Origin of the sequence: Microbacterium sp. Be9, from assembly GCF_011754135.1 — a bacterium.
Classification (GTDB): domain Bacteria; phylum Actinomycetota; class Actinomycetes; order Actinomycetales; family Microbacteriaceae; genus Microbacterium; species Microbacterium maritypicum_A.
This window is the reverse complement of sequence record NZ_WNWT01000006.1, coordinates 934,483-960,927: the sequence shown is the minus strand read 5'-3', so window position 1 is coordinate 960,927 and position 26,445 is coordinate 934,483. Positions and strand designations below refer to the sequence as shown.

Here is a 26,445-nt window from a genome sequence, read left to right as displayed (position 1 = left end):
GAGTCGTTCTGCTGGTTCCGGAGTCGTTCTGCTGGTTCCGGAGTCGTTCTGGTGGTTCCGGAGCGGTTCTGGAGTGGTTCCGGGCACGCCGGAGGAACCCCGGGACGGGTTGGGGGGGGGGGGGGCACCCGTCCCGGGATGAGGGTGCCGCGTCAGCCCTTGGCCGTGACCTCGCCGTCGCTCCACCAGAGCACGCGCTTGCGCACCAGGGCGAGGACGATGATCAGGAGCACACCGAGCAGGCAGAGCAGAGCGATGCTGGCCCAGGTGACCGCGAGGTTCGCCTGAGCCGCAGACGTGGTGACGAGCGAGCCGAGACCGGCCTGCTGTCCCGCCGCGACGAACTCGGCGACCGCCGCGCCGACCACCGCGAGCGGCAGGGCGATGCGGAGCCCTGCGAACACGTAGGGCATGCTGCCGGGAAAGCGCAGCTCGCGGAAGATCTCCCACCGCGAGGCGTGCAGCGTCTTGAAGACGTCGAGCGCCTTCTGATCGACGTCGCGCAGACCCGCGAGCGAGTTCACGAGCATCGGGAAGAACACCACGAGCCCCGTCACGATGAACTTCGGCACCATGCCGAAGCCGAAGGCCACGACCAGTGCGGGGGCGATCGCCACGATCGGGGTCACCATCACGATGATGACCAGCGGCATGACCGCCCGCTCGATGATCTGGAACTCCGCCATGACGACCGCCAGGAGGAATCCGGCGAGGATACCGGCGGCGGCGCCGACCACCACCTCGAGGAGCGTGACGAGGAAGTTCGACCAGTACATGCCGGCGTCATCGACGAGGCTGGCGCCGATCGCCTCCAGCGTCGGCAGCACGTACGGGTTGGTCCAGGCCACGACCTGCCAGAGGAGAGCGGCGATCACGAAGGTGATCAACGTGGGTCCCCACGCTCCCCAGCGCAGCCAGGAAGGAACTCCCCGGCGTGGCTGGGCCTTCAGGCGGGCGGTCGCGAGGGTGGCGGTCGTGTCTCTCATCGTCAGCTCAGACATGGGCCTTCTCCGTCTGCGCGCGCAGCGCACCGCGCACGACTGCTTCCAGTTCGCGGAACTCGTCCGTCGCGTAGGCCTCTTCGGTGCGCGGCCGCGGCAGGTTCACATCGATCACCTGGGCGATGCGCCCCGGGTGCGCGGCCATCACCACGATGCGGTCGGAGAGCATGATCGCCTCCGGCACCGAGTGCGTGACGAACATGACGGCCTTGCGGTTGGACTGCCAGAACTCCAGCAGCGCGATCCGCTGCAGGTCGCGGTTCATCTCGTCCAGCGCCGAGAACGGCTCGTCCATCAGCATGATGGCCGGGTCGAACACGAACGCCCTCGCGATCGCGGCACGCTGCTGCATGCCGCCCGACAGCTGTCCGGGGTACTTCTTCATCGCCTGGCCGAGCCCGAAGGTGGCCAGCAGCTCCGCGGGATCACGGAGCGCTCGCCCGGCGTTGGCCTTGGCGTTGATCCGCACCGGCAGCTCGACGTTCTCGCGCACCGTCTTCCACGGCAGCAGTGCGGGCGACTGCGGCACGAGACCGATCTTCTTGTCGCGCGAAGCCGCCGTGACGCTCTCGCCGTCGATCGTGACGGTTCCGGAGTCGGCGTCGAGAAGGCCGGCGACGACCTTGAGCAGTGTGGACTTGCCGCAGCCGCTCGGGCCGATCACCGACACGAACTCGCCCATGCCGATCGTCAGGCTCACATCATCGAGTACGGTGACCTTCGCGCCGTCGACGCCGAACGACTTCGAGACGTTCCTGACCTCGACGCCGGCGCCGTGTGCGACCGTCATCACTTCTCCTGCCAGATCAGGGTGTCGCCGTCGTAGAGGTCGGCGACCAGGTCGGCGTCCATCATGTCGGCGATCGCGGGCAGCTCCTTGACGTCGCCGTACTTCTTCACGAGGGCGTACTCGGGCTCCCACATCGACTCGTTCTGCACGCCGGGGTTCCCGCCGGCGCTCTCGCGCACCCACGCGGACTCCACCTCCCACGTGCGGGCGAGCTGGTCGCGGGGGAACGCTGCGCCCTGACCGCTGTCCTCGGCCAGCTTCGCGAGCTTGTCGATGCAGGCATCCGACTCGTCCAGGCAGTACTGCAGCGCCTTGAGGCTCGCCCGCATGAAGTCGGCGGCGACCTCGCGGTGCTCGTCGAGGAATCGGGAATTCACCTCCATCACGTTGTATGTACCCTCGACGCCGAGATCGGCGGGGAGGAACTCGCTGAACGGCAGGCCCTGAGCCTTGAGCGACTGCGGCTGGTTGGAGGCGTAGCCGACGATCGCGTCGACCTGCTCGCGGACGACGACCGTGGGGTCGTAGTTGGTCATCTTGACCATCTCGACCTTCGAGACGTCGACGCCGGCCTCGTCGAGCATGGCCGAGGCGATCGGCGTCAGGTTGATGAAGTATCCGAGCGATCCGCCCTCGAGGTCCTTCAGGCTCTCGAGCTTCTCGTTGCCGAAGATCGAGAACGGCGGGGTCGTGCCGTAGGTGGCGACCGCCGTGAGGTTCTTGCTGTTCGCCGCCGCCAGCATCACGTCGGATGCCGAACCGAGAGCGGTGAACTGGGCCTGACCGGATGCCACGAGCTGCTGCCCGTTCGCCCCGGAGGCGTTGATCTCGACATCGAGGCACAGGTCGTCGAAGTAGCCCAGCTCCTCGGCGAGGAACACGTCGAGCTGGCCGGCGCTGGCGGAGTAGCCGTAGCCGGAGATGTAGGTGATGGTGCCGGCATCCTGATTCCGCTTGCAGGCGTCGGTGTCGCTCGCACTCGTGGGGGCGGTATCGCCGCCTGGCGTCTGCGCGGAGCATGCTCCGAGCGTCAGCGTGGCGGCGAGAACGCACGTCAGGGTGGCAGTGATGCGGAATCGGGTTTCCGCAGAGGAAGTAGCCATGAGGGTCCCTTCTCGGCCGTTCGTCGTTGATGGCTCGATGAAAGTAACATAGTCAAGATTGACTAAGCAAGATCAAACTAACTTTTGACGACAGGCACGACACGGACGGGGGCTGGACGGGCGTCGAGTGCACGCGAACTCGCCGAGTGCACGACTTGTCGACGTCGAGAAGCCGTGCACTCGGCAGGAAGCCGTGCACTCGGCGATACAGAGCGGGAGCGCGGGCGGAGCGCGTGCCGTCAGGACTGAGGAGGAGCGGCAGGGTAGAGGTAGCGGCGCACGAACTCGTCGAAGAGCGGGACCATGTCGACGGATTCGTCGAGGAGCCACTGCAGCTGGATCCCGTCCATGACGGCGCTGATCAGGCGTGCGGCGAGCGCGGGGTCGATGTCGTCGCGCACCTCACCGGCTTCCTGCCCACGGCGGAGGATCTCCACGGCTTCGTCGGCTCGTGCCCGGTAGCGGGCGGCGAACTCGGCGTGCGACGGATGCTCCGGATCGGTCGCCTCGGCCGAGACGATCGCGTACAACGACGTGAGGCCGCGCGAGGTCTGATTGTGGGCGACGACTCTCTTCGCCTGCTCGAGGAGGGTGTGCTCCGCGGGATCGCCCGCGGCCGCTCGTACCTTCTCGTCGCGCTGGTGCAGCACCTCGGCGAACAGCTCCTCCTTGTCGGCGAAGTGATGCAGGAGGCCGGCAGGCGTCACGCCGACGCGCTTCGCGATCTCCCGCAGCGACCCGCCGTGGAATCCGGTCCGGGAGAACACGACCAGCGCTTCGTCGACGATCGCCTGCCGTCGCGCCTGCCCCGTGGCGTAGGAGCCACGGGGGCCACGACCTGCTGTCGGCTGGCCGTCCGTTCCCACTGCCCACTCCCATCCCTCGTCGAGGGAAGCGGCGGTTCAGCCCTGGTGGCCGTTGCCACCCGCACCCCACGACGAGCTGAATTCCTGCTGTCGCATCGCGGGGCGCAGGAGCTTCTCCATCTCGCGATCCACGAAGTAGTCCTTGAGCTTATCCTTCGTGAGTTCGTTGCCGATCGCCGCCATGATCATCGACTGGTCGAGCGAGAGATAGCGCTCGGCGATCGTGCCGCTCTTCACGGCGACCGCGTCGTAGAACCCACCGGGGCCATAGGCGCCGAGGTCATCCTCGATGCCTTCGAGGTTGCGGAGCACGCCCTTGCGGTCATAGGGCAGCGCGAGGAAGGCCGCATGCGGCGTGATCACGCCGTCGCCGAACTCGGGAGCGGGGTTCGTGCCCACCGCACAGCCCGGACGGTCCACATCGACGTCGGTCTTCTCCATGTCGGACGTGTAGCCGTCAGACCGCATGCCCGCGATGTCGACGCCGTATTCCGCGTATCCGCCGAAGGGATCACTCGCGGGCGAGAAGCCCCAATACCCGTATCCGGCCTCGTCGAGCCCGTGCTGCTTCTGCACGGCGACCGTGATCGGATGATTGAGCTTCCACGACTTCGGACCCCACTTCGTCTCCGGGACGAGCAGGTCGGGCATCAGCGACTCGAACATGCTGCCGCCCCAGCTGGGGACGAACGACATACCGTCATAGCTGTACGCGCCTTCCCAGACCTCGACGCCGTCGTAGGTGCGGTACTCCCCCTCGGGAAGCTGCTCCTGCCAGGCCCAGTCGCAGCCGGGCGGCATCGTGCGATGCGTGCCGTACAACGCCGTCGCCGGGATCTGGCCGTTGGCGATGCCGAGATAGGTCGCGATGCGGCTCTCGCTCACGGTCGTGTCGTAGTGGTGGCAGGTGTAGTAGGCGGTCTCGCCCGATCCGTTGTACATCGGGGCCGCGACGCTGCAGTCCGGCGGCACCTCGTCCCAGAAACCGCCGCGGTTGGTGCCGGCGGGGAGGCCGGCGGCACCCGCGGGATCGAAGAACGAGGCGAAGTCCATGGAGTCGTAGAGGGCGTCCGCCTGCACCGCGAGGGCAGGATCCGCCTCGCGGACGATACGCAGGGCGGCGGCCAGCCACCCGTTGTCGACCGTGCTGAGGAACGGATGCACCGGATCGCCGGAGTCGGGCCAGGTCGTCAGCTTCTCCCCCGTCGATGGCGAGTACCAGTTGTAGAACATGCCGCTCGCGTCGTTGCGCTCGAGCCCTTCGAGGGTGTCGAGCGTGGCGGACATGCGGCTGCGCGCCTCGTCGGCGCCGATGATACCGAGGTCTCGCGCCGTGACGGTCGACCACAGGTATCCGCCGATGTTCGTCGGAGAAGTGTATGCGCTGGGGGTCTGCAGGTCGCCGGTGATGTTGTCGGCCGGAAGGCCCGTCTCCTCATCGGTCATCGCCACGAGGGAGCCCCAGGTGTCCTGCGCCCAGCGCGTGAGCTCGGCGTCGCCCTGACGGCCGCCTCCCGCCGCCGCCGGTCCGGCCAGGGCCAGGCCTGAGACGACCAGTCCGACCGTGGCCAGTGTGCTCATCCATCGCTTCATCACGTCTCCTCATCGAGAACGGGCGCCGCTGACCGGAGCCACTCCACACGCGAAAACCTAACAGGTGTTCAGTGTTGGCTCAACCCCCGCTTCCGTCCGCTCCGTAGCCTGCGCAGGATGCCCGCGCGAGTCGATCCATCCGCTCCGGTCGGAGCGGGCGGGAGCGGGGGCGGAGGGCGGGGGCGGGGCGGGGTCAGCGGGGGGCGTGCGCCTCCAGGAACTCGTACACGTCGGTCGTGTCGACGCCGGGGAAGGCCCCGGTAGGAAGGGTCGCCAGCAGCGTGCGCGGGGTCTTCACGTTCGGCCAGGAGTTGTCTCGCCAGCGGTCCTCCAGGTCGGCCGGCGCCCGGCGGCAGCACACCTCGACCGAGTGCTTCGAGACGCCCCGATGCGAGGTGTCGCGCCCCACGAACCACTTCGTGTCGTCGAAGCGCACGCCCACGCTGACGGAGTGCAGCCCCTCGCTCGACGACTCCACCCGGGCCGTGCACCAGTACGTGCCGTTCCCGGTGTCGGTGTACTGGTAATACGGGTTGAAGCGGTCGTCCTCGTCGAACACCACACGCGAGGTCCACCGGCGGCAGCACATCTGCCCCTCGATGGCCCCAAGACGGTCGGTGGGGAAGTTCACGTCGTCGTTCTCGTACGCCTTGGTGATCGTGCCCGACTCATGCACCTTGAGGAAGTGCACGGGGATGTCGAGGTGCCGGGTCGCGAGGTTCGTGAACCGATGCGCGGCCGTCTCGTACGACACCGAGTAGGCGTCGCGCAGGTCTTCGATCGAGATCGCCCGACGCTGCTTGGCATCCTTCAGCGCCGGGACCACATGCGCCTCGGGGATGAGGAGCGCACCGGTGAGGTAGTTCGTCTCCACGCGCTGACGCAGGAACTCGGCGTAACTGCGCGGCTCGGAGTGCCCGAGGATGCGACTCGACAGCGCCTGCAGCACCGCGGTGCGGGCATCGCCCTTCGCGGGCACGCTGCTCGACAGGTAGAGCCGGCCGTTCGCGAGGTCGGCGACGCTCCGGGTGGTCTGCGGCAGGTCGGGCGCGTAGTGCAGGGTGAAGCCCAGGTAGGCCGCGATCTCGGACGCCGTGCGCTGGGTCAGCGGACCACCCGGATGACCGACCGCGGAGAGGATCTCGGCGGCCTTCGCCTCGAGGTCGGCGAAGTGGTTGTCCTGCCGACGCATCAGGTGCCGCAGCTCGACGTTCGCCCGCCGGGCCTCCTCCGGTGTCGCGGCCCGCTCATCCTTGAGCCGGTCGATCTCGCCGTGCAGGGCGAGCAGTGCTTTCAGAGCGTCGGTCGGCAGGCTCTTCGCGATGCGGAAAGGCTCGATGCCCAGCGCCTGGAACGTCTGCCCCTTCATCGCCCGCTCCAGCGCGATCTCGACCGCGCTGCGCTCGTCGAGCGGCTCGCCCTCCAGCAGGGCGTCGATCGTGACCCCGAGCGCCCGGGCGATCGCCTGCAGCTGCGTGAGCTTGGGTTCGCGCTTTCCGGTCTCGATCATCGACATCTGGCTCGGCGCTCGATCGACGGCAGAGGCGAGGTCGTCGAGGGTCATGCCCTTCGCCGTGCGGAGCTGGCGGATGCGGCGACCGATCGTGAGGGCGTCGGCCTCTTCTGCAGCGTCGATGGTGCTCATGCGGCCGATTCTGTCACAGAAACAGAATTTCCATCGATCTTCTCCTCACATTCGGTCGATCAGCCCTCCGAACTTCACGCACAGTGGAACCACGCCACACCGGCACAGCCGCCGGATCCACCGAGGAGACACCATGACGAACACCGCCCACACCCCGACGCCCCGCCCCGCCGGTCTGCGAGCCGGCGACCAGGTTCAGACGGCCGCCGAGCTCCAGGAGATCTGGGACACCGACCCCCGCTGGGACGGCGTCGAGCGCACCTACTCGGCCGAAGACGTCATCCGCATCCGCGGTTCGGTCCGCGAAGAGGCCACGCTCGCCCATCGCGGTGCCGACAATCTGTGGAACCTCCTGCACACCGAGGACTACGTCCGTGCGCTCGGCGCGTACACCGGCGGCCAGGCCGTGCAGCAGGTGCGGGCGGGACTCAAGGCCATCTATCTCTCCGGATGGCAGGTCGCCGCCGACGGCAACCTCGCTGGCCAGACCTACCCCGACCAGTCGCTGTATCCCGCGAACTCGGTGCCGGCGGTCGTGCGCCGCATCAACAACGCGCTCATCCGCCAGGACCAGCTCGAGCACGCTGAGGGCGAGACCACGCAGGACTGGCTCGCGCCGATCGTCGCCGACGCCGAGGCGGGCTTCGGAGGGCCCCTGAACGCCTACGAGCTGGCGCAGTCGCTCATCCAGTCCGGTGCCGCCGGCATCCACTGGGAGGACCAGCTGGCCAGCGAGAAGAAGTGCGGCCACCTCGGCGGCAAGGTGCTCGTGCCCACCCAGCAGCACATCCGCACCCTGAACGCGGCCCGCCTCGCGGCCGACGTCGCCGGAGTGCCGACCGTCATCATCGCCCGCACCGATGCCCTCGCCGCCGACCTGCTCACCAGCGACGTCGACGAGCGGGACCAGCAGTTCACCACCGGCGAGCGCACCACCGAGGGGTTCTACCGGATCCGGCCCGGACTGGAGTCGGTCATCAGCCGCGGCCTCGCCTTCGCCCCTTATGCCGACCTGCTGTGGGTCGAGACGGGAGAGCCCGACATCGAGCTCGCCCGCTCGTTCGCCGCAGCGATCCACGAGCAGTTCCCCGGCAAGCTCCTGGCGTACAACTGCTCGCCGAGCTTCAACTGGAAGAAGCACCTGTCGGACGCCGAGATCGCGACGTTCCAGCAGGAGCTGGCCGACCTGGGCTACAAGTTCCAGTTCATCACGCTGGCCGGCTTCCACGCCCTGAACTACTCGATGTTCGACCTCGCCCGCGGCTACGCCGATCGCGCCATGAGCGCGTACGTCGAGCTGCAGGAAGCCGAGTTCGCCGCAGAAGCAGACGGCTACACCGCCACCAAGCACCAGCGCGAGGCGGGCACCGGCTACTTCGACGTCATCTCCACCGCGCTCAACCCCGACAGCGCGACACTCGCCCTCGCCGGCTCCACCGAAGCCGCGCAGTTCCACTGATCCCCACGCCCCCTCCACACGGCGCTGGCGCGCCGCGCGGAGCCTCCAGGCGCGTGGCCCCTCTTCGTCGCGGTGCTCGACGCATTCGTCGCAGTACCCGACACGACTCAAAGGACTCACGATCATGACCACTCCCACCGCTCCCCCGACCACGGCTCCGATCCAGACGACCCAGCAGGGTCCCGCGATCGAGGTCACCGGCCCCCTCCGCGACCGCTACGCGGAGATCCTGACCCCCGAAGCGGTCGCCTTCCTCACCGAGCTGCACCACCGCTTCGCCTCCCGTCGCCACGACCGCCTCGCCGACCGCATGCGCCGTCGCTTCGAGATCGGCAACGGTCATGACCCGAAGTTCCGCGACGACACCGCCCACATCCGTGAGGATCGCGACTGGCGGGTCGCCGGTGCCGGGCCCGGCCTCGAGGATCGCCGCGTCGAGATCACCGGACCGACCGACCCGAAGATGACGATCAACGCGCTGAACTCCGGCGCGCGGGTGTGGCTCGCCGACCAGGAGGATGCCACGAGCCCGACCTGGAAGAACGTCATCGAGGGGCAGCTGTCGCTCCGTGACGCCATCCGCGGCGAGCTGTCGTTCACATCGCCTGCCTCTGAATCCGGCCCCGGCAAGGAGTACCGCGTCACGGCGGAGCGCACGCCGACGATCGTGATGCGCCCTCGCGGGTGGCACCTGCCCGAGAAGCACATCGCCTTCATCGACCGCGCCGGTCGTCGCACCTCGGCATCCGGCTCCCTGGTCGACTTCGGCCTCTACTTCCTGCACAACGCGCAGGCGCTGATCGACGGCGGTCGCGGACCGTACTTCTACATCGCCAAGCTGGAGTCCAGCGAGGAGGCGAAGCTGTGGGACGACGTCTTCTCGTTCAGCGAGGAGTACATCGGCATCCCGCACGGCACGATCCGCGCGACCGTGCTGATCGAGACCCTGCCGGCGGCGTTCGAGATGGACGAGATCCTCTACGAGCTGCGCGACCACTGCGCGGGCCTGAACGCCGGCCGCTGGGACTACATCTTCTCGATCATCAAGAACTACCGCGGCCGCGGGGCGCGCTTCGTGCTTCCCGATCGCAGCGAGGTCACGATGACGGTGCCGTTCATGCGGGCGTACACCGATCTGCTCGTGCAGACCTGCCACAAGCGGGGCGCCTTCGCGATCGGCGGCATGAGCGCGTTCATCCCCAACCGCCGCGACCCCGAGGTGACAGCACGCGCGATCGAGAAGGTCACCGCCGACAAGAAGCGCGAGGCCGGCGACGGCTTCGACGGCACCTGGGTGGCGCACCCCGACCTGATCCCCACGGCGCAGGCGGAGTTCGATGCCGTGCTGGGCGACCGCCCCAACCAGGTCGACCGCCAGCGTGACGACGTGCACGTCGAGGCCCGCGACCTGCTCGACCTGCACATCGGCCGGCCCATCACAGCACAGGGCGTGCGCGACAACGTGTCGGTCGCCATCCGCTACCTCGAGGCCTGGCTGCGCGGACTCGGGGCCGTGGCGATCGACAACCTGATGGAGGATGCCGCGACGGCCGAGATCAGCCGCTCGCAGGTGTGGCAGTGGATCCACCAGGACCGCACCACTCAGGACGGCACCCCGATCACGGCGGAGTACATCGAGGGTCTGATCGCCCAGGTGCTCGCGCAGGCGACGCGCAGCCACGGCGACCGGTACGACGACGCGGCGGAGATCTTCCGCGAGGTCGCCCTCCAGGAGGAGTTCCCCACCTTCCTCACACTGGGCGCCTACAGCCGGTTCCTGATCGACGAGGACTGAGCACACGACTGAGCAGACGAGGGAGCCCCCGGGACTGCGGCATCCGCCGTGGTCCCGGGGGCTCCCTCTTTTCCCGCTCCCACGCCCCTCGCCGGGCGTAGCCTGGACGCATGACCGACGTCTGGGCGGACATCGCCTCCGAGTTCCTGCACTTCTACCCGCGCGGCCGGCGGCTGCTCGCAGTGGCCGGGGTGGATGCCGGGCGCTCGCGACAGGCGGCAGACGACCTCGCGGCCGCGCTGACGGCGTCAGGGCAGCCGGTCATCCGCGACCACTCACCGGACGGCGCCGAGGCCGAGCTCCGCTCCGTGGTCACCGCGTTCCGCGAAGGCCCGAAGAGCGGCGACATCCTGCTCGTCTCCGGACCGGCGACTCTGCTCGGCGAGCGCACCAGGGGCATGTGGAACTACGCGGTGTGGCAGCTGGCCGGCGACGAGCCACCGCACACGGTCGCGGGTGCGATCGTCGACGTGACCGACCCCGCGCACCCGACGCGGCGGTTCGCCGACTACTGCGCACTGCCCGCGTCCTACGGCGCCTGACCCGCGGCAGCCGTCAGCGGAAGGAAGCGGCCACCGAGTTGCGGTGGTAGTCGAACACGATGCTTGTGCGTGTGGAGGCGACGCTGCTCTGCGCCGAGAGATGCTCCAGCACGAACTCGCGCATCTCCGACGAGTCGGCAACCGCGATGTGCAGCAGGAAGTCGTCGTCGCCACCGAGGAAGAAGAGCTGGATCACCGGCGGCAGCACGCGCACGCGGTCCGCGAACTCCACGATGCTCTCCCGGCGTCCGCTCGGACGCAGCGTGACACCGATGATCGCCTGCAGGCCCGCGCCGAGTGCCCGCTCGTCCACACTCGCGTGGAAGCCCGTGATCACGCCGCGATCCACGAGGGCCCGCAGCCGGGTGTGCGCCGTCGAGGGCGCGACACCCAGACGCCCGGCGAGCTCGGCATTCGTCATGCGCCCGTCGGCCGTGAGCAGCTGCACGATCCTGGCGTCGATCGCATCCAGGGCGGGGGCCCGAACGGTGTTCGGCTCCGGGGCCTCTGAGGTCGTCTCCATACGAAGCATTATTCAGGATTTCCGCATCACGCGAATCATCTTCACCGATTCTGTTGTTCTGTCGATGTTTCTGCGATCCTGGGTGCCGCACCGCATCGAACCTGGAGGATCAATGAAGATCGGCGTCCCCACCGAGGTCAAGAACAACGAGAACCGCGTCTCCCTCACTCCCGCCGGCGCCGACCGTCTGGTGCACGAGGGCCACCGGGTGCTCGTGCAGTCCGGGGCCGGGCTCGGCTCGCGCATCACCGACGACGACTACCGGGCCGCCGGCGCAGAGATCGTCGCCACCGCCGCCGACGCGTGGGGCGAGGCCGATATGGTCATCAAGGTCAAGGAGCCGATCGCCCAGGAGTACGGCTTCCTGCGCGACGACCTCACCCTCTTCACCTACCTGCATCTCGCTGCCGACCGCGCACTGACTACCGCCCTCGTCGAGGCGGGGACCACCGCCGTCGCGTACGAGACCGTGCAGCTGCCCGACCGCAGCCTGCCGCTGCTCGTGCCGATGAGCGAGATCGCCGGACGCCTCTCGGTCACCATGGGCTCGTACTCGCTGCTGCGTTCCCAGGGCGGACGTGGAATGCTGCTCGGCGGCATCGCCGGCACGCCGCGCGCCAAGACCGTCGTGATCGGCGGCGGCGTCGCTGGAGAACACGCCGCGGCGAACGCCCTCGGACTCGGCTCGAAGGTCACCGTGATCGACGTCTCCCTACCGCGTCTGCGCGAGCTCGAGCACCGCTACGGCGGCGCCCTCGAGACCCGTGCGTCAAGCCGCTACGACATCGCCGAAGAGCTCAAGACCGCCGACCTCGTGATCGGATCCGTGCTCATCCCCGGTGCCGCGGCCCCCAAGCTCGTGACCGACGACATGGTCGCCGCGATGAAGCCGGGGTCCGTGCTCGTCGACATCGCGATCGACCAGGGCGGATGCTTCGAGGGCTCGCGCCCGACCACCCACGACGATCCCACATTCGCGGTGCACGACTCGATCTACTACTGCGTGGCGAACATGCCGGGCGCGGTTCCCGAGACCGCGACCCGTGCACTGACGAACGCGACCCTCCCCTATGTCTCGGCGATCGCCGGCAAGGGCTGGGAGCGGGCGGCGGCCGACGACGCCGCGCTGGCCGCGGGTCTGAACGTGCAGGGCGGACGCATCACGCTTCCGGCCGTCGCACAGGCGCACGGACTCACGACCGACTGACCTTCCGAACCCGAAAGAACTCCGGATCTTGGCGGCATCCCACACCTCTCCTGCCGCGCCGACCCGAGTACGCTCGTAATCGTGACCGAACGCGCTCCCCTCTCCCGCAAGCTGTCCGCCATCGCCGAGTCCGCGACCCTCAAGGTCGATGCCAAGGCCAAGGCCCTCAAGGCCGAAGGCAAGGACGTCATCTCGTACGCTGCCGGCGAGCCCGACTTCGCGACGCCGCAGTTCATCGTGGATGCGGCGGCCGAGGCTCTGGCCGACCCGGCGAGCTACCGGTACACGCCCGCTCCCGGCCTCCCGGCGCTGCGCGAGGCGATCGCGGCGAAGACCCTCCGCGACTCCGGACTCGAGGTGTCTCCGAGCCAGGTCATCGTCACCAACGGCGGCAAGCAGTCGGTCTACCAGGCCTTCCAGGCCGTGGTGAACCCCGGCGACGAGGTGCTGCTGCCCGCCCCGTACTGGACCACGTACCCCGAGGCCATCCGCCTCGCCGACGGCACCCCCGTCGAGGTCTTCGCCGGGGCCGACCAGGAGTACAAGGTCACGGTCGCGCAGCTCGAAGCCGCACGCACCGCCCGCACCACCGCCCTCGTGTTCGTCTCCCCGTCGAACCCCACCGGCTCCGTCTACACCGCCGAGGAGACCAAGGCCATCGGCGAGTGGGCGCTCGAGCACGGCATCTGGATCATCAGCGACGAGATCTACCAGAACCTCACCTACGAGGGCGTCAAGGCCACCTCGATCGTCGACGCCGTGCCCGAGGTCGCCGGCCAGACGATCCTCGTCAACGGCGTCGCGAAGACCTACGCCATGACCGGCTGGCGCGTGGGCTGGATGGTCGGGCCGGCCGATGCCATCAAGATCGCCGGCAACCTGCAGTCGCACCTCACCAGCAACGTGAACAACGTCGCCCAGAAGGCCGCGATCGCCGCGCTCACCGGCCCGCAGGACGAGGCCGAGCAGATGCGCCAGGCCTTCGACCGTCGCCGCCAGCTGATCGTCTCGGAGCTGTCGAAGATCGACGGCCTCGTCGTACCGAACCCGCTGGGCGCGTTCTACGTGTACCCCGACGTGCAGGGCCTGCTGGGCCGCACCTGGGGCGGCGTGACCCCGACCACCTCGCTCGAACTCGCCGATCTCATCCTCGACCAGGCCGAGGTCGCGGTCGTCCCCGGCGAGGCCTTCGGTCCCTCCGGCTACATCCGCATGTCATACGCACTGGGCGACGAGCAGCTGCTCGAGGGCGTGCAGCGCCTGCAGCGTCTGTTCGCCTGACCCGCGGAACCCGACGAAGGCCCCTCCCGTCTGCAGATGGGAGGGGCCTTCGTCACGACGTCTCCTGCCCTCAGGCGAGGGTCAGCGATACTGGAGGCATGACGAACGGCGAGCGGGAGTATGAGCGGATGCCGGTGACTCTGCGGGTGGCATTCCCCATCCTGATCACGGTGACCGTGCTGGTCTTCTTCCTCTCCCTCGCAGTCGCTCCCTTCCTCTGGTACTGGGGAGGAGAGTCGCGTCAGTGGCTCAGTGCGCTCGCCTTCGTACCGGTGGTCGTCTACGCGACCATCACGGTGCTCGTGATCAGACGAAAGTCGTGGGCCCGATACGCGACCCTGCTGTTCCCGCTCCCGCTCGCGCTCTATGTTCCGGCGGTAGCAGCCCCGATCTGGGAGTTCTGGGTCGCCATCGCGGCCCTCGCCGTCACCACGGCGGCGGTCGTGTTGATCCTCCTGCCGTCGTCTCGTTCCTACTTCGGCAGCGGGACACCTCAGTCCTCGGGACGGAAGCCGATCAGCCAGCGCACGCCGTAACGGTCGACGAGCGTGCCGTCGAAGTCACCCCAGGGTCGCTTCTGCAGTGCGTCGATCACGCGGCCGCCGGCGGCGAGCTCGTCGTACCAGTCGGTCAGAGTGAGGGCGTCGGCCGTGCCGAGGAGCGAGAGGAACATGCCGCCCATCTGCACGGCATCGTCATCGGCTCCGGCATCCGCTCCGGCGATCTCGACCAGTCCGCTCAGCTGCCCGTGCGCGATCGCATCGCCGGGGCCGTCGTGCCTCCCTGCGGTGGCGTAGTCGAGCAGCTGGAGCTCACCGCCGAACACCGATCGATAATGACGCAGCGCCTCCGCGGCGTTGCCGGGGAACAGCAGGTACGGGATCAATCCGCTCATGCCGCGAGTGTAGCCGCGACAGCCGACGTGTCCTGCGGTTCGACGCCTTGCGGTTCGACGCCTTGGCGTTCGACGCCTTAGAGTTCGACGCCGACGAGAACCGGCTCCGGCTGCAGCACGAGACCGAACTCGGCGTGCACCCTGCTCTGGATGAACCGGGCGAGCTCGGCGACCTCACCCGCGGTCGCCCCGCCACGGTTGGTCAGCGCGAGCGCATGCTTCGTCGACACGGATGCGCGGGAGCGCGGGAGCTTGAACCCCTTGCGGATGCCCGCCTGCTCGATCAGCCACGCCGCGCTCACCTTCACGTCGGAGACCGCCGCGGGCTTCGACAGCGGCACCTGTCCGTCATAAGACGCCAACGGGATCACGGTCACGGCGTCCAGATCGGGGGCGACCGGCCAGCGCGGGCACTCCGGGGGCAACGAGCCGGCGACCGCCGCCGTCACGATCGCGTTCTGGAAGAAGGAGCCGACGCCGTGGGTGTCGGGGTCATCCGCGTCGAGCAGCATGCCCTTCGACGCGCGAGTCGAGAGAATGCGCTCGCGCACCCAGCCGAGCGGAACCGGTGTCTCATCGGTCAGACCCAGTGCCCGACGCAGCTGCTCACCGCGCACCACACGCTCGCCCGCGATCAGCAGGTCGACGGTCACGGAGAGGATCACGGCACGGCGCAGCGGCACACTGCCATGGTGATGCTTGAGCACCGAGGTGCGGAAACCCAGCCCGAGCTCGGCAGCGGGAACCGTCGAGATCTCGCCGGTCGACTCGTCGATCAGCTCGACCTCGACCAGCGTCTCCTGGATCTCCTGCCCGTACGCCCCGATGTTCTGCACGGGGGCGGCGCCGACCGTGCCGGGGATCCCGCTCATGGCCTCGAGGCCCGCATACCCGTGGGCGACGGCATAGGCGACGAGGTCGTCCCACCCGTGGCCGGCCTGCGCGCGCAGACGGATGCGGCCGGCGTGCGGGGACGGCAGCTCCTCGATGCCCTCGGTGCGCACGCGGATGACCGTGCCCTCGAACGGCTCGTCGCCCACGAAGAGGTTGGAGCCGCCACCGAGGACGAACCACTCGTCGCCGCGCGCCCACGTCTCACGCAGAGCATCGACGAGACCCGCCGTCGTCGTCGCCTCGAACATCCGCTCCGGTGCTGCTCCTGTGCGCAGCGTGGTCAGCTCCGCCAGACGGACCGGCTCGATCTCCCGCATCAGCTCGCCCTCATCAGACAGCGACGCGCAGCTGCGCCTTGACGAGCACGGTGGTGTCGCCGAACGTGACCTTGAGGTCGATGCGCGCGGACTCGTCGTCGACGGCGCCGACCGTGGCGACGACGGTGATATCAGCACCCTCGTCGGGGTCGACCACGACCGGCTTGGTGAAGCGCACGCCGTAGTCGAGGATGCGCGTGGCCGGGTCGAGAGCCGCGACGACCACCGACGAGGCGATGCCCATCGTGAGCATGCCGTGCGCGAGCACGCCGGGAAGCCCGACGGACGCGGCGACATCATCGCGGTAGTGGATCGGGTTGAAGTCTCCGGACGCTCCCGCGTACCGCACCAGCGACTCGCGGGTCAGGTGTACGGTGCGCTCGGCGAGCACGTCTCCGACGGTGTAGCCCATCAGGCGGCCTCTCCTTCATCCGCGCTCGGCTCGGCACCGACCAGCAGCACGCTGGTGGCGGTGACGACGTGGGCACCCGCGGGGTCGGTGATCTCGGCCTCGCTGGTGATCATCGCGTTGCCGCCCATCATCCGGATGCCGGTGACGCGCAGTTGCGCGGTGAGCTCGTCGCCCGCGACGATGGGGCGCGTGTAGGTGAAGCGCTGCTCGGCGTGGACGGTGCGCGCGAGCACGATGCCGGAATCCTCCTGCCCCAGGAGCTGCTGGAGCGAGAGGTCCTGGATGACCATCGCGAAGGTCGGCGGCGCCACGACGTCGGAGAAGCCCGCCGCGCGGGCCGCCTTCAGGTCGGTGTGCTGCGGGGCGTCGGCGAAGACGGCACGAGCGAACTCGCGCACCTTCTCGCGGCCGACGAGGTACGGGGCCGTCGGCGGGAACTCCCGGCCGACCAGATCTTGGTTCACTGCCACCCTTCGATCCTACCGAGGGGTGGCGGCGACCCAGGCCGCGGGTCGGCTCCCGGGAGTTCAGGCCGCACGCGCGGACATCGCCGATCCGAGCAGCACCATCCTCATGCTGCGCTCCGCGGCGTCGCGCAGCAGTGCCTCGCCGTGTTCCACCGCCTGTTCGAGGGGCATCGGCACGGTGATGATCGAGGCGATCGCGTCGATGCCGATGTCATGCACGGTCGGCGCGCCGACACCCAGCGATCCGGCGATGCCGAGCACCGGGACGCCGGCGACTCGGGCGCGCATCGCGATCTCGGCCGGCACCTTGCCCCGAGACGTCTGGAAGTCGATCGCCCCTTCGGCGGTGATGACGAGATCGGCCACCGCCATCAGCTCATCGAGGGGCTCGGGCAGCAGCCCGCTGTCGAGGAGCACCTCGAAACGCGGGGCGAGACGCGCACCGAGCACGGCGGCGAGACCCGCCCCGAGCCCGCCAGAGGCGCCGGTGCCGCCGCCGGTGCGCACATCCATCGCCGCTCCGAACGGGCTCTGCTCCTCAAGCAGACCGGCCCAGACGTCGAGGGCGTCCGCGAGCTCCTCGACCTGCTCGGACGTCGCTCCCTTCTGCGGACCGAACACCCTGGCCACGCCGCGCGGTCCGCACAGGACGTTGTGGATGTTGCAGGCGAGCACGATCTCGACCTCGCCGATGCGGGGATGAAGACCCGCGAGATCGAGGCGCACCGCATCGCGGAGATGCCGCCCGCCCGCGGTGATCGGCACACCGTCGCGGTCGAGGATGCGCACGCCGAGCGCTTCGAGCGCTCCGGCACCGCCGTCGCTCGTGCCGGAGTCGCCGCAGCCGACCACGATCCGCTCCGCACCGGCGTCCAGCGCAGAGGCGATCAGCTCGCCCACGCCACGCGTCGTCGTCTCCCCCGGGTCGCGGCGATCGCGCGGCACGAGCCGCAGACCCGCTGCCGAGGCCATCTCGACCATGGCGGTCCCGATGGCGTGCCCACCGAGCCGCGCCCAATGCGCGTCCACCGGGTCGCCGACGGGGCCCGTCACCCGTGCCGGGATGAGCTCGCCTCCGGTCGCCGCGGCGAGCGCGGCGGCCGTGCCCTCTCCGCCGTCCGGCACCGGGTACTCGTCCACCTGCACGCCGGGGATGACCCGACGAACGCCGGCGGCGATCGCCTGGGCCACGGCCTCGGCGCTCAGGCTCTCCTTGAAGCCACTGGGTGCGACCAGGATGCGCTGCGGGGTGTGGATCGACATGATTCCTCCTTCTGCGCCCGAGACGGGCGACGAGCGCCCGGTGTGCGGGCACGACGAGCACCGGTGCACCGGCGGTGCACGCGGAGTGAAGCGGGTGTGGGATGGGCCGGGGCCGCGGATCAGAGCAGCAGCGGCAGCCCCATCAGAGGCCACACCCACAGGGCGAAGACGGCCACGAGCACGAACATCGCCGGTGCCAGCAGCACCGAGAGCCGGCGCAGGTCCAGCGGGGTGAAGCCCCCGCTCACGATGTCGGGGTCGGCGAACATGGCGACCGGCTTCGCCGAACTGGGGAGCGTGTGGCAGAACCCGGCCGCGGCGGTCGAGGCGAACGCCGCCGCCATCGGGGAGACGCCGAGTGCGGGAGCGAGCGCGATCACGACCGGGACGATCGCGGCGGAGCGGGCCGACCGCGACGGGATCAGCAGGTGCGCGGCGGTCGAGATCGCGATGACCACGAGCACGAACGCGACGGCTCCCGCGGCGCCGAGCCCCCGGAGCGGGGCGAGCGCCGACGAACTCAACCAGGCGGCGGCGCCCGTGCTGGTGAGCGCGGATGCCAGCGCGAGAGTCGCGGCGAGGAACAGCAGCAGCGACCACGGCACGCGCTTGATCGCAGCGGGGAAGGTCAGGCAGCCGATCCCGGGCGTCACGGCGGCGACGGCTCCGATGAGGGCGACCAATGCCGGCGACAGATGGTGCAGCGGTTCCGTGGCCCAGAGGAGGATCACGCCGCCCAGCAGCACGCCAGCGCGTCGCTCCATGGTGCTGAGAGGTCCGGTCACGGCGGTCGATGCGGAGCGACCGATATCCGTCGCGCTCATCCGCAGCGGCGTGCTGCGGTCGTCGCGGCAGGTGAAGCGCCAGAGGATGAGCTCGCAGGCCAGGTGCGACGAGACCGTGGCGAGAGGCAGCCCGAGCCAGAGCCAGCTCAGGAACGTGAAGCCCTGCTCGCCCGCGGCCCGCAGCAGCTGATCCGTCACGATGTGCGCCCCCGCGCCGAGCAGCGAGCCGACGGCCGAGAGCAGGACCACGGTCGGCATCAGCAGGGCGAGGGCGCGGATCACCCGCTCGCGTCCGGGAAGCGCGGCCGCGACCGCCGTATGCACCGGGACGGCGAGCGCGGCGCGCCCGGAGGTGGCGGGCACGGCGAAGGCGGTGAGCGTGAGGGCTACGGTCGTCAGGTGGAACAGGCTCCGCGGCCCGCGTGCGAACCGCAGCAGATGCGAGGCACCGCGCAGAGCGAGGCCGGAGGACGACACTGCGGAGGCGATCACGAACGCGCCGATGAGCAGCCAGATGGTCTCGTCGCCGAGGGAGGCGAAGAAGTCGCTCGCCGGCAGCACGCCGGTGACGATCAGGGCGATCGCGGCGAGGAAGGCGACGAGCGTGTCATCGAGGCCGGTGGATGTCCACGCCCACACCGCGAGCAGGAACCCGGTGAGAGTCACGGCGATCGGCATGGTCACCCGGCCGGGGCCGGCGCCCTGAGACAGCGACGACAGCGCCATGGCGAGCCCCGCGATCAGCACGAGTCCGAGGGCGAGGAGGCTGAGGATGCGCCCACGCCCGAGCCGGCGCACCGCGAAGCCACCTCCGGCCGGGTTGCGACCGGGGAACGGAGTCGGGCGCTGCGGCGGCATCGTCGAGAATCGCGTGCGCTCGACCGCCGACGGCTCGGCCAGCCGGCGCGCGTTCTCGGCATGGGTATGGGTGGGATCACTCATCGGAATCGGTATCCCGCCCCGCGCACCGTCTCGATGCGATCGACACCGATCTTGCCGCGCAGTGCCCGAACGTACACGTCGACCACGTTGGAGGCCGGATCGAAGTCCATACCCCACACGTGCCCGATCAGCTGGTCGCGCGACAGCACCTGGCCGGCGTTCTGCAGGAACACCTCGAGCAGGGCGAACTCCCGCGAGGTGAGCTCGCGCATGTCGCCGTCGACCGTGACCGTGCGGGCGCGCACATCCACCCGCACATCGCCGTGGGTGAGCACGGGGCCGGCCGCGCGTCCCTCGCCGTCGCCGATCCGCAGCCGCACCCTGGCGATGAGCTCGGCGAACTGGAACGGCTTGGTGACGTAGTCGTTCGCCCCGCTCTCCAAGCCCCGCACCGTGTCGATGACCGAGTCACGGGCGGTGAGGATGATGACCGGTGTCGCGACGCCCTCGCCGCGCAGGTTGGCGAGCACGTCGAAACCGTCCATGCCGCCGAGCCCGATGTCGAGCAGCACCAGATCGAACATGCCGCTGCGGGCCATCAGCAGCGCGGTGTGGCCGTCGGCCGCCTCGGCGGTCTCGTAGCCGGCCGCGCGCAGGCCCCGGCGGACGAACGAGGTGATGTGCGGGTCGTCTTCCGCGATGAGGATGCTGCGCATCTCACTCGCTCCTCTCTGCCGCGGTGTCGAACCGCGTGGTGGTGGGTGCCGGAAGGTCGATGCCGAACGTGGCACCTTCTCCGAACACGCTGTCGACCCAGGCTGAACCGCCGTGTCCATCGGTGATCGCCCGCACGATCGCGAGCCCGAGCCCCGACCCTCGTCGCGCACCAGAGCTGTCGCCGCGGGCGAAGCGCTCGAAGATGCGCTCGGCGTCGGCCACGGCGACCCCGGGACCGGAGTCGCGCACCCACAGCCGCAGCCGCCGCTCGCTCCCCTCGCCGTCGAAGCGCGAGCCGATGAGGATGCGGTCACCTGTCTCGGTCACCTGCACCGCGTTCGCCGCGAGCTGCAGCACGGCCTGGGTCACCCGCTGGGGATCGAGCGCCGCCGTCCCCTCGGCCACCTCCATGAGCTGCCAGCGACGATCTCCGAGGTTCTGCGCCTTGGCCTCGATGTCGAGGGTGAGGGCGGCGGTGTCGCAGTTCGCGACCCGCACGAAGTCGGGCTGCTCGGCCCTCGCGAGCACGAGCAGGTCGGTGACGATGCGGCTCATCCGGTCGAGCTCGTCGCTGACGAGACGCAGGGTCGCCGCACGCTCCTCCGGGTCTTCGCTCAGCAGTTCCAACTGACCGCGGACGATGGTGATCGGCGTGCGCAGCTCGTGCCCCGCATCGTCGACGAAGCGCTGCTGCGTCGCGTGCACGGCCTCGAGGCGGTCGAGCATCTGGTTGAAGGTCGTGGCCACGGCCGCGATGTCGTCGGTGCCCTCGACCGGCACGCGCGCCGAGAGGTCGTGCTCTCCGATGTCGCGGGCGACCCGGTACACCTCTCGCACGGGAGCCAGGATCTGCCCGGCGACGAGCCAGGCGACGCCGGAGCTGAGCAGGATCCCGATCAGCGCCACCCACGCGATCGTGGCGAATCCCGCGTCGACCTGCGAGCGCGCCTCCTGCGTGTACTGCACGATCAGCACCGCACCGCCGCGATCACCGGTGGTGAATTCCAACCGCCCCCAGCGCAGGGGGCCCACGTCGGGCGCATCCATCGCGCCGGACGCCGACGTCTCATCGAGCAGCCGGTTCACGAGCGCCTCGCCGCCCGGCACCGCGGCGAGCGCGGAGGCATCCGTCGCTTGCACCCGGCCGTTCGCGACCGCGATCACCGCCCCCTCGACGGTGGCGATCACGACCTCGTTCTCGTGCACGGACTGGCGGGCGACGTACTCGCTGACCAGTTCCTCGGCCGTCGTGTGACCGCTGGCCGCGGCATCCTCCGCGAATCGGGAGAACTCGGAGGCCTCCTGCTCGATCTCGGCGTTGGCCGACTGCTCCACACCGGCGAGGAAGATGCTGCGGCCGACCATGCCGACGGCGAGGAGCGTGATGGCGGTGCTGAGGATGATCCACAGCGTGATACGCCAGCGGGCGGGCAGAGTGCGTCGGCGCAAGGTGCGCAGCGGCGCATCGGTGGCCGCGAGGCCCTGCGCCGCCGCACGCGTCGGCGCAGGCGGCGTGGCGCTCTCGTCGAGATCCAGGGGCAGGGTAGGGGCGTCAGTCATCATCGCCGCCACCGTCATCGTCGTCGTCGCCGGCGGGTGGGGCGGGCGCAGGCGCAGGTACCGGTGCCGGGGCAGGGGCCGGCGCAGGTCCCGGCGCAGGCGCAGGTGCCGGCGCAGGCACGGGCGCAGGCACCTCGCTCGGCACCGGCGGCGCGAGCTGCACCGACACGGGTTCGGTAGGGATCCGCGGCGAGGGCGGCATCTGCGCCAGCACGACGCTTCCGACCGCGAAGGCGACCGGGATCGCGATCAGGGCGCCGGTGACGAGAAGGCGACGTGGAGTGGGCATGACCCCATGATGCCCGTCGATCATGATGGGCAGATGAGCCGTGGATGAAGATCCCTTCATCCGGACACGCTCAGGCCCGCTTGCGCCCTCTGACCGCCTTGATCGCCATCTGCACCGCGATCACGACCAGATATGCCGCGAACAGCATGTTGCCGAGAGTCGGATCGACGATCGTCGCCAACCATGCCCCGAGCGCCGTCGTCGTGCAGGCGGAGACGCCGATGAGCAGCGCGGCGAGCAGATCGACGTTGCGGTTGCGGAGGTTTCCCACGGTGCCCGAGATCGCCGTCGGGATCATCATGAGCAGCGACGTGCCCTTGGCGACCAGGTCGCTGGTGCCGAACGCCAGCATCAGCACGGGCACGACGATCACGCCGCCGCCGACGCCGATGAGCCCGGCGAGGATGCCGGTGCCGATGCCCACGCCGACGAGGGCGATACCTGTCAGCCAGGACAGTTCGAACGCGGCATCGCGCGAGGGGATGACCAGGAAGAGGCTGACGATCACGACCAGCAGGAAGCCGACGAAGCCCCAGCGCAGGGCGGTCTGCGAGATGCGCGGCAGCAGCCGTGTGCCGATCTGCGCACCCACCACGGCGCCGGCGGCGAGGATGATCGCGGGGATCCAGGCGACAGACCCGGTCGTGGCGTAGGAGATGACGCCGACGCTCGCCGTCGGCACGATCGCCGCGAGGGATGTCCCTGCCGCGAGGCGCTGATCGAAGTGCAGCAGGAGCACGAGAAGCGGAACGATGACCGTGCCACCGCCCACGCCGAAGAGTCCGGAGAGGAGGCCGGCGAGAAGGCCGATGCCGATGAACGCCGCATAGGCGCGAGGCCCTCGTGCGGGGGCCTGTACGTCACTCACCGGATCAGCCTACTCGCGGCCTCCTCCCCTCTCGAACCCGCGTCGCGGATCAGACCTCGGCGTCCGCCTTGATCGGCACCGCGATCGACGCGGTCAGCGCCTGCTCGTACCGGCGCTGGCGACGCCGCAACCAGAGTCCGCCGACGATCAGCAGGGCGAGCACCCCGTAGGCGATCGCCGCGAACGGCTGCATGACGAGCGTGCTCAGATCCCCCTGGCTCAGCTGCAGCGCCTTGCGCAGCTGCTCCTCGGCCATCGGCCCCAGGATCATGCCGACCACGAGCGGCGCGACCGGATAGCCGTACCGGCGCATGAAGTAGCCGAGGATGCCGACGATCAGCAGGATCACGATGTCCGACGGCGAACTGTGCAGCGCGTAGGCCCCGAACACTGCGAACAGAAGGATGCCCGCGTACAGATACGGCCGCGGGATCTGCAGCAGCTTCACCCACATGCCCACGAGCGGCAGGTTGAGCACGATCAGGATCACGTTGCCGATGTAGAGGCTCGCGATGAGCGCCCACACCAGGTTCGACTGGCTCTCGAACAGCAGCGGTCCCGGTTGGATGCCGTACGACTGGAACGCCGTGAGGATGATCGCCGCAGTCGCCGTCGTCGGCAGGCCCAGCGTGAGCAGGGGCACCAGCACTCCGGCGGCCGCGGCGTTGTTCGCCGACTCCGGACCGGCGACGCCCTCGATCGCACCGCGGCCGAACTCGTCGCGGTGCTTCGACAGCTTGCGCTCGGTCGCATACGACAGGAACGTGGCGACGTCCGCGCCGCCGGCGGGGATCGTGCCGATCGGGAAGCCGATCGCCGTGCCGCGCAGCCACGGCTTCCAGGACCTCCGCCAATCGGACCTCGTCATCCATGAACGCCATCCTCGGGTGACCGGGATCACATCGACCCCGCCGTGCCGCAACCGGGCGGCGATGTAGAACGTCTCCCCGACCGCGAACAGGCCGACGGCGACCAGCACGATGTCGACGCCGTCCGACAGTGCGGGAAGCCCCAGCGTGTAGCGCTGCTGACCGGAGAGCCAGTCGGTGCCGACCAGCCCGAGGAACAGGCCGACGCCGAGCGAGAGCATGCCGCGCGAGATCGAGCTGCCGATCAGCGCGCCGACCGTGATGAACGCGATGACGATGAGGGCCACGTAGTCGGCGGGCCCGAGGTTCACGGCGAACTGCGCGAGCAGCGGTGCGAGCAGCGTGAGGCCCAGCGTCGCCAGGGTGCCGGCGATGAAGGACCCGATGGCGGCGGTGGCGAGCGCGGCAGCGCCCCGCCCCATCCTGGCCATCTTGTTGCCCTCGATCGCTGTGACTATCGAGGCCGACTCCCCCGGTGTGTTCAGGAGGATGCTCGTCGTCGAGCCGCCGTACATGCCGCCGTAGTAGATGCCCGCGAACGTGATCAACGCCGCTGCGGGGTCGAGCGTGTAGGTGAGGGGAAGCAGCAGCGCCACCGTCATCGCGGGGCCGATGCCCGGGAGCACCCCGACCGCGGTGCCGACGAAGACGCCGAGGAAGGCGAAGGCGAGGTACTGCGGCTGCAGCGCGGTCGCGAAGCCCTCCAGGAGCAGGGTCCAACTGTCCATCAGAACATCCTTCCGAACCAGCCGAGAGCAGGGCCCCAGGGCAGCGACAGGCCGAGCAGACCGCCGAAGACGACCTGGATCACGAGCGCGACCACGATGCCGATCAGGAACGCCATCCACCACCGCTTGGCGGCGAGCGACCACGCGACCCCGCCGAACAGCAGAGCGGCCGCCGGCGCCCACCCCAGCGGCTCGATCAAGAGCAGGTGCGCGACGACGAGACCGGCCAGCTTGGCGAGGGTGACCCAGTCGGTCGGCAGGCTCTCATCGATGTCCTCCGCCTCCTCCGCACCGCCGCGCTCCCCGCGCAGCACGCCGATGAGAACGGCGACGGCCGAGGCGAGCAGGATGACCGAGACGAAGATCGGGAAGACCGTCGGACCGGCCTTCATCCCGACGGGGACGTGGATCAGGAAGATGCCGACGACGGCGAAGACGCCGAGCGCGACCATGATTCCGGCGAACACGAGCTCGCTGAGGGGGACGGAGGGAGAGCGGCGTGGGGGTCGACCATCGTGGTCGACCCGCACCCCCTGCTCCTCGGTCCCCGATGAGGCGGGGACCATCATGTCACTGCACCAGACCGATGTTCTTCAGCGTCGCCGTGACCTCTTCGATGTTCCCGGTGAGGAAGTCATCGAACTCCGCGCCGACCAGGAACGCGTCGGTCCACCCCTTGGTCTCCAGCTGCTCCGTCCACGCCTCGGATTCGTGCAGCTCGGTGATCACGCGCACCAGCTCGTCCTTCTCGCCGTCGGAGATGCCACCGGGGGCGATCACGCCGCGCCAGTTGGTCAGGACCACGTCGTACCCCTCCTCGGTGATGGTCGGGACATCCGGGAGCTGAGACACCGGCTCCTCGCTCGAGACAGCCAGAGCCTTGAGCGCGCCGCTCTCGATGTGCTGCGCGAACTCGCCGACGCCCGAGATGCCCGCGGCGACCTTGCCGCCGATCAGCAGCGGAACGGCCTCGCCGCCGCCGGAGTTCGGCGTGTAGTTCAGCTTCTCGGCGATCTCGGCCCCGTCGAGTCCTGCTTCCTCGAGCATGAGACCGGCGAGGATGTGGTCGGCGCCGCCCGCCGAGCCGCCGGTGATCGTGACCGCCTGGCCGTTGTCGACGACGTCTTCGACGAGGTCTTCGAGCGTGTCGTACTTCGAGTCGGCCGGCACCACCACGACGAGCGGTTCGTCGGTGAGCCGGGCGATCGGTGTGGTGTCCTCGATCCGCACGGCCGAGGCGTTGGTCTCGACCGCTCCGACCATGACCAGGCCCATCACCATCAGCGTGTTCGGGTCCTTCTCGTTGGCGAGCTGGGCGAGGCCGACCGTGCCACCGGCACCGCCCACGTTGGTCACCGGGGCGGAGGCCACGAGGTCGTCCTGCGTGAGCACCTGCGACAGCGCCCGGCCCGTCTGATCCCATCCCCCACCGGGATCCGCCGGGACCACGATCGAGACGTCGGTGACGGTGGCGGTCTCTGCTTCCCCTCCACCGTCGTCGGTCGCTGCGCTGCCTCCCGCGCACGAGGTGAGTGTGAGGGCTGCGACCGCGGCCAGCCCGGCCAGGGTTGCGATGCGTGCGTTCTTCATGTGCGCTCCTCCTTGAGCGTTCGTGGTGCTGTGGCTCCACCCTGGAGCGGGAGCTGCGCCTGCTCCAGCTTCGGAAACCATTGGTCGGAGTTTCGGAACTATTG

The 26,445-nt window shown here is 69.4% G+C and carries 26 protein-coding genes; 6 read left to right on the top strand and 20 right to left on the bottom strand.

Annotated features, from left to right (window positions below):
• Positions 1 to 152: 152 nt before the first annotated feature.
• From GLO27_RS15580 to GLO27_RS15555, 6 genes are all read right to left on the bottom strand, one after another.
• Positions 153 to 1,001 (bottom strand): ABC transporter permease, encoded by an 849-nt coding sequence (locus GLO27_RS15580; protein ID WP_021201083.1) that lies wholly within the window; start codon positions 999 to 1,001, stop codon positions 153 to 155.
• Positions 994 to 1,791, bottom strand: coding sequence for an ABC transporter ATP-binding protein (locus GLO27_RS15575; RefSeq protein WP_021201084.1), 798 nt, complete (start codon positions 1,789 to 1,791; stop codon positions 994 to 996). Before GLO27_RS15575 ends, GLO27_RS15580 begins: the two co-directional genes overlap by 8 nt.
• A complete protein-coding gene (locus GLO27_RS15570) occupies positions 1,791 to 2,894 on the bottom strand; it encodes an ABC transporter substrate-binding protein (RefSeq protein WP_021201085.1) in 1,104 nt (367 codons plus the stop codon). The genes GLO27_RS15575 and GLO27_RS15570 overlap by 1 nt, the downstream gene beginning before the upstream one ends.
• Positions 2,895 to 3,133: 239 nt before the next feature.
• Positions 3,134 to 3,760 carry a TetR/AcrR family transcriptional regulator gene (locus GLO27_RS20310; RefSeq protein ID WP_021201086.1) on the bottom strand — a complete coding sequence of 209 codons (627 nt, stop codon included), beginning with the start codon at positions 3,758 to 3,760 and terminating at the stop codon, positions 3,134 to 3,136.
• Between the two features lie 36 nt (positions 3,761 to 3,796).
• A complete protein-coding gene (locus GLO27_RS15560; RefSeq protein ID WP_167255614.1) occupies positions 3,797 to 5,353 on the bottom strand; it encodes a glucoamylase family protein in 1,557 nt (518 codons plus the stop codon).
• Positions 5,354 to 5,546: 193 nt separating this feature from the next.
• Positions 5,547 to 6,998, bottom strand: a complete 1,452-nt coding sequence (locus tag GLO27_RS15555) for a helix-turn-helix domain-containing protein (RefSeq protein ID WP_021201088.1) — start codon at positions 6,996 to 6,998, stop codon at positions 5,547 to 5,549.
• A 133-nt stretch (positions 6,999 to 7,131) separates the two neighbouring features.
• Here GLO27_RS15555 and aceA point away from each other — a divergent pair, with 133 nt between their 5' ends.
• The 3 genes from aceA (at position 7,132) to GLO27_RS15540 (ending at position 10,794) form a co-directional block, all read left to right on the top strand.
• The gene (gene aceA / locus GLO27_RS15550) at positions 7,132 to 8,457 is read left to right on the top strand and encodes an isocitrate lyase (protein WP_029258926.1); all 1,326 of its coding nucleotides are present in this window, start codon (positions 7,132 to 7,134) and stop codon (positions 8,455 to 8,457) included.
• Between the two features lie 124 nt (positions 8,458 to 8,581).
• Positions 8,582 to 10,252, top strand: coding sequence for a malate synthase A (gene aceB, locus GLO27_RS15545; protein ID WP_029267353.1), 1,671 nt, complete (start codon positions 8,582 to 8,584; stop codon positions 10,250 to 10,252).
• 110 nt (positions 10,253 to 10,362) lie between these two features.
• The gene (locus tag GLO27_RS15540) at positions 10,363 to 10,794 is read left to right on the top strand and encodes a hypothetical protein (RefSeq protein WP_167255612.1); all 432 of its coding nucleotides are present in this window, start codon (positions 10,363 to 10,365) and stop codon (positions 10,792 to 10,794) included.
• 13 nt (positions 10,795 to 10,807) lie between these two features.
• Here GLO27_RS15540 and GLO27_RS15535 read toward each other — a convergent pair whose 3' ends face one another.
• On the bottom strand, positions 10,808 to 11,326 hold the full coding sequence (locus tag GLO27_RS15535) for an Lrp/AsnC family transcriptional regulator (protein ID WP_029258929.1): 519 nt from the start codon (positions 11,324 to 11,326) through the stop codon (positions 10,808 to 10,810).
• 103 nt (positions 11,327 to 11,429) lie between these two features.
• Here GLO27_RS15535 and ald point away from each other — a divergent pair, with 103 nt between their 5' ends.
• The 3 genes from ald (at position 11,430) to GLO27_RS15520 (ending at position 14,341) form a co-directional block, all read left to right on the top strand.
• A complete protein-coding gene (ald, locus tag GLO27_RS15530) occupies positions 11,430 to 12,524 on the top strand; it encodes an alanine dehydrogenase (protein ID WP_029267355.1) in 1,095 nt (364 codons plus the stop codon).
• Positions 12,525 to 12,605: 81 nt separating this feature from the next.
• Positions 12,606 to 13,805 (top strand): pyridoxal phosphate-dependent aminotransferase, encoded by a 1,200-nt coding sequence (locus GLO27_RS15525; protein WP_021201094.1) that lies wholly within the window; start codon positions 12,606 to 12,608, stop codon positions 13,803 to 13,805.
• A 98-nt stretch (positions 13,806 to 13,903) separates the two neighbouring features.
• Positions 13,904 to 14,341: a hypothetical protein gene (locus tag GLO27_RS15520; RefSeq protein WP_021201095.1), complete on the top strand. Its 438-nt coding sequence runs from the start codon at positions 13,904 to 13,906 to the stop codon at positions 14,339 to 14,341.
• On the opposite strand, the gene GLO27_RS15515 is transcribed toward GLO27_RS15520, so the two are convergent.
• The 13 genes from GLO27_RS15515 to GLO27_RS15455 all read right to left on the bottom strand — a co-directional run bounded on the left by GLO27_RS15515 (position 14,299) and on the right by GLO27_RS15455 (position 26,341).
• Positions 14,299 to 14,700 carry a VOC family protein gene (locus GLO27_RS15515; protein ID WP_021201096.1) on the bottom strand — a complete coding sequence of 134 codons (402 nt, stop codon included), beginning with the start codon at positions 14,698 to 14,700 and terminating at the stop codon, positions 14,299 to 14,301. The genes GLO27_RS15520 and GLO27_RS15515 overlap by 43 nt on opposite strands.
• Before the next feature lie 77 nt (positions 14,701 to 14,777).
• Positions 14,778 to 15,911, bottom strand: coding sequence for a UDP-N-acetylmuramate dehydrogenase (locus tag GLO27_RS15510; RefSeq protein WP_021201097.1), 1,134 nt, complete (start codon positions 15,909 to 15,911; stop codon positions 14,778 to 14,780).
• A 13-nt stretch (positions 15,912 to 15,924) separates the two neighbouring features.
• Positions 15,925 to 16,323: a MaoC/PaaZ C-terminal domain-containing protein gene (locus tag GLO27_RS15505; protein ID WP_167255610.1), complete on the bottom strand. Its 399-nt coding sequence runs from the start codon at positions 16,321 to 16,323 to the stop codon at positions 15,925 to 15,927.
• Entirely contained in the window at positions 16,323 to 16,793 is a 471-nt protein-coding gene (locus GLO27_RS15500; RefSeq protein ID WP_021201099.1) for a MaoC family dehydratase N-terminal domain-containing protein, read from the bottom strand. Before GLO27_RS15500 ends, GLO27_RS15505 begins: the two co-directional genes overlap by 1 nt.
• Before the next feature lie 57 nt (positions 16,794 to 16,850).
• On the bottom strand, positions 16,851 to 18,053 hold the full coding sequence (locus GLO27_RS15495; protein WP_167255608.1) for a glycerate kinase: 1,203 nt from the start codon (positions 18,051 to 18,053) through the stop codon (positions 16,851 to 16,853).
• Positions 18,054 to 18,172: 119 nt separating this feature from the next.
• Positions 18,173 to 19,780 carry an SLC13 family permease gene (locus GLO27_RS15490; RefSeq protein ID WP_208323804.1) on the bottom strand — a complete coding sequence of 536 codons (1,608 nt, stop codon included), beginning with the start codon at positions 19,778 to 19,780 and terminating at the stop codon, positions 18,173 to 18,175.
• A complete protein-coding gene (locus GLO27_RS15485; protein WP_029258937.1) occupies positions 19,777 to 20,436 on the bottom strand; it encodes a response regulator transcription factor in 660 nt (219 codons plus the stop codon). The genes GLO27_RS15490 and GLO27_RS15485 overlap by 4 nt, the downstream gene beginning before the upstream one ends.
• 1 nt (position 20,437) lies before the next feature.
• Entirely contained in the window at positions 20,438 to 21,997 is a 1,560-nt protein-coding gene (locus tag GLO27_RS15480) for an ATP-binding protein (protein WP_167256215.1), read from the bottom strand.
• Positions 21,990 to 22,286 carry a hypothetical protein gene (locus GLO27_RS15475; RefSeq protein WP_136025474.1) on the bottom strand — a complete coding sequence of 99 codons (297 nt, stop codon included), beginning with the start codon at positions 22,284 to 22,286 and terminating at the stop codon, positions 21,990 to 21,992. The genes GLO27_RS15480 and GLO27_RS15475 overlap by 8 nt, the downstream gene beginning before the upstream one ends.
• A 70-nt stretch (positions 22,287 to 22,356) precedes the next feature.
• On the bottom strand, positions 22,357 to 23,154 hold the full coding sequence (locus GLO27_RS15470; RefSeq protein ID WP_017829181.1) for a sulfite exporter TauE/SafE family protein: 798 nt from the start codon (positions 23,152 to 23,154) through the stop codon (positions 22,357 to 22,359).
• A gap of 49 nt (positions 23,155 to 23,203) precedes the next feature.
• Entirely contained in the window at positions 23,204 to 24,751 is a 1,548-nt protein-coding gene (locus GLO27_RS15465; protein ID WP_167255606.1) for a tripartite tricarboxylate transporter permease, read from the bottom strand.
• Positions 24,751 to 25,320, bottom strand: coding sequence for a tripartite tricarboxylate transporter TctB family protein (locus GLO27_RS15460; RefSeq protein ID WP_243844842.1), 570 nt, complete (start codon positions 25,318 to 25,320; stop codon positions 24,751 to 24,753). The genes GLO27_RS15465 and GLO27_RS15460 overlap by 1 nt, the downstream gene beginning before the upstream one ends.
• Before the next feature lies 1 nt (position 25,321).
• On the bottom strand, positions 25,322 to 26,341 hold the full coding sequence (locus GLO27_RS15455) for a tripartite tricarboxylate transporter substrate-binding protein (RefSeq protein WP_021201107.1): 1,020 nt from the start codon (positions 26,339 to 26,341) through the stop codon (positions 25,322 to 25,324).
• Positions 26,342 to 26,445 lie beyond the last annotated feature (104 nt).

Bases quoted from the DNA above. Each gene is read 5' to 3' on its own strand.
- GLO27_RS15580 (WP_021201083.1), bottom strand. From the start codon at position 1,001: ATGTCTGAGCTGACGATGAGAGACACGACCGCCACCCTCGCGACCGCC.
- GLO27_RS15575 (WP_021201084.1), bottom strand. From the start codon at position 1,791: ATGACGGTCGCACACGGCGCCGGCGTCGAGGTCAGGAACGTCTCGAAG.
- GLO27_RS15570 (WP_021201085.1), bottom strand. From the start codon at position 2,894: ATGGCTACTTCCTCTGCGGAAACCCGATTCCGCATCACTGCCACCCTG.
- GLO27_RS15560 (WP_167255614.1), bottom strand. From the start codon at position 5,353: ATGAAGCGATGGATGAGCACACTGGCCACGGTCGGACTGGTCGTCTCA.
- GLO27_RS15555 (WP_021201088.1), bottom strand. From the start codon at position 6,998: ATGAGCACCATCGACGCTGCAGAAGAGGCCGACGCCCTCACGATCGGT.
- aceA (WP_029258926.1), top strand. From the start codon at position 7,132: ATGACGAACACCGCCCACACCCCGACGCCCCGCCCCGCCGGTCTGCGA.
- aceB (WP_029267353.1), top strand. From the start codon at position 8,582: ATGACCACTCCCACCGCTCCCCCGACCACGGCTCCGATCCAGACGACC.
- GLO27_RS15540 (WP_167255612.1), top strand. From the start codon at position 10,363: ATGACCGACGTCTGGGCGGACATCGCCTCCGAGTTCCTGCACTTCTAC.
- GLO27_RS15535 (WP_029258929.1), bottom strand. From the start codon at position 11,326: ATGCTTCGTATGGAGACGACCTCAGAGGCCCCGGAGCCGAACACCGTT.
- ald (WP_029267355.1), top strand. From the start codon at position 11,430: ATGAAGATCGGCGTCCCCACCGAGGTCAAGAACAACGAGAACCGCGTC.
- GLO27_RS15520 (WP_021201095.1), top strand. From the start codon at position 13,904: ATGACGAACGGCGAGCGGGAGTATGAGCGGATGCCGGTGACTCTGCGG.
- GLO27_RS15515 (WP_021201096.1), bottom strand. From the start codon at position 14,700: ATGAGCGGATTGATCCCGTACCTGCTGTTCCCCGGCAACGCCGCGGAG.
- GLO27_RS15510 (WP_021201097.1), bottom strand. From the start codon at position 15,911: ATGCGGGAGATCGAGCCGGTCCGTCTGGCGGAGCTGACCACGCTGCGC.
- GLO27_RS15505 (WP_167255610.1), bottom strand. From the start codon at position 16,323: ATGGGCTACACCGTCGGAGACGTGCTCGCCGAGCGCACCGTACACCTG.
- GLO27_RS15495 (WP_167255608.1), bottom strand. From the start codon at position 18,053: ATGTCGATCCACACCCCGCAGCGCATCCTGGTCGCACCCAGTGGCTTC.
- GLO27_RS15490 (WP_208323804.1), bottom strand. From the start codon at position 19,780: ATGAGTGATCCCACCCATACCCATGCCGAGAACGCGCGCCGGCTGGCC.
- GLO27_RS15485 (WP_029258937.1), bottom strand. From the start codon at position 20,436: ATGCGCAGCATCCTCATCGCGGAAGACGACCCGCACATCACCTCGTTC.
- GLO27_RS15480 (WP_167256215.1), bottom strand. From the start codon at position 21,997: ATGACTGACGCCCCTACCCTGCCCCTGGATCTCGACGAGAGCGCCACG.
- GLO27_RS15475 (WP_136025474.1), bottom strand. From the start codon at position 22,286: ATGCCCACTCCACGTCGCCTTCTCGTCACCGGCGCCCTGATCGCGATC.
- GLO27_RS15465 (WP_167255606.1), bottom strand. From the start codon at position 24,751: ATGGACAGTTGGACCCTGCTCCTGGAGGGCTTCGCGACCGCGCTGCAG.
- GLO27_RS15460 (WP_243844842.1), bottom strand. From the start codon at position 25,320: ATGATGGTCCCCGCCTCATCGGGGACCGAGGAGCAGGGGGTGCGGGTC.
- GLO27_RS15455 (WP_021201107.1), bottom strand. From the start codon at position 26,341: ATGAAGAACGCACGCATCGCAACCCTGGCCGGGCTGGCCGCGGTCGCA.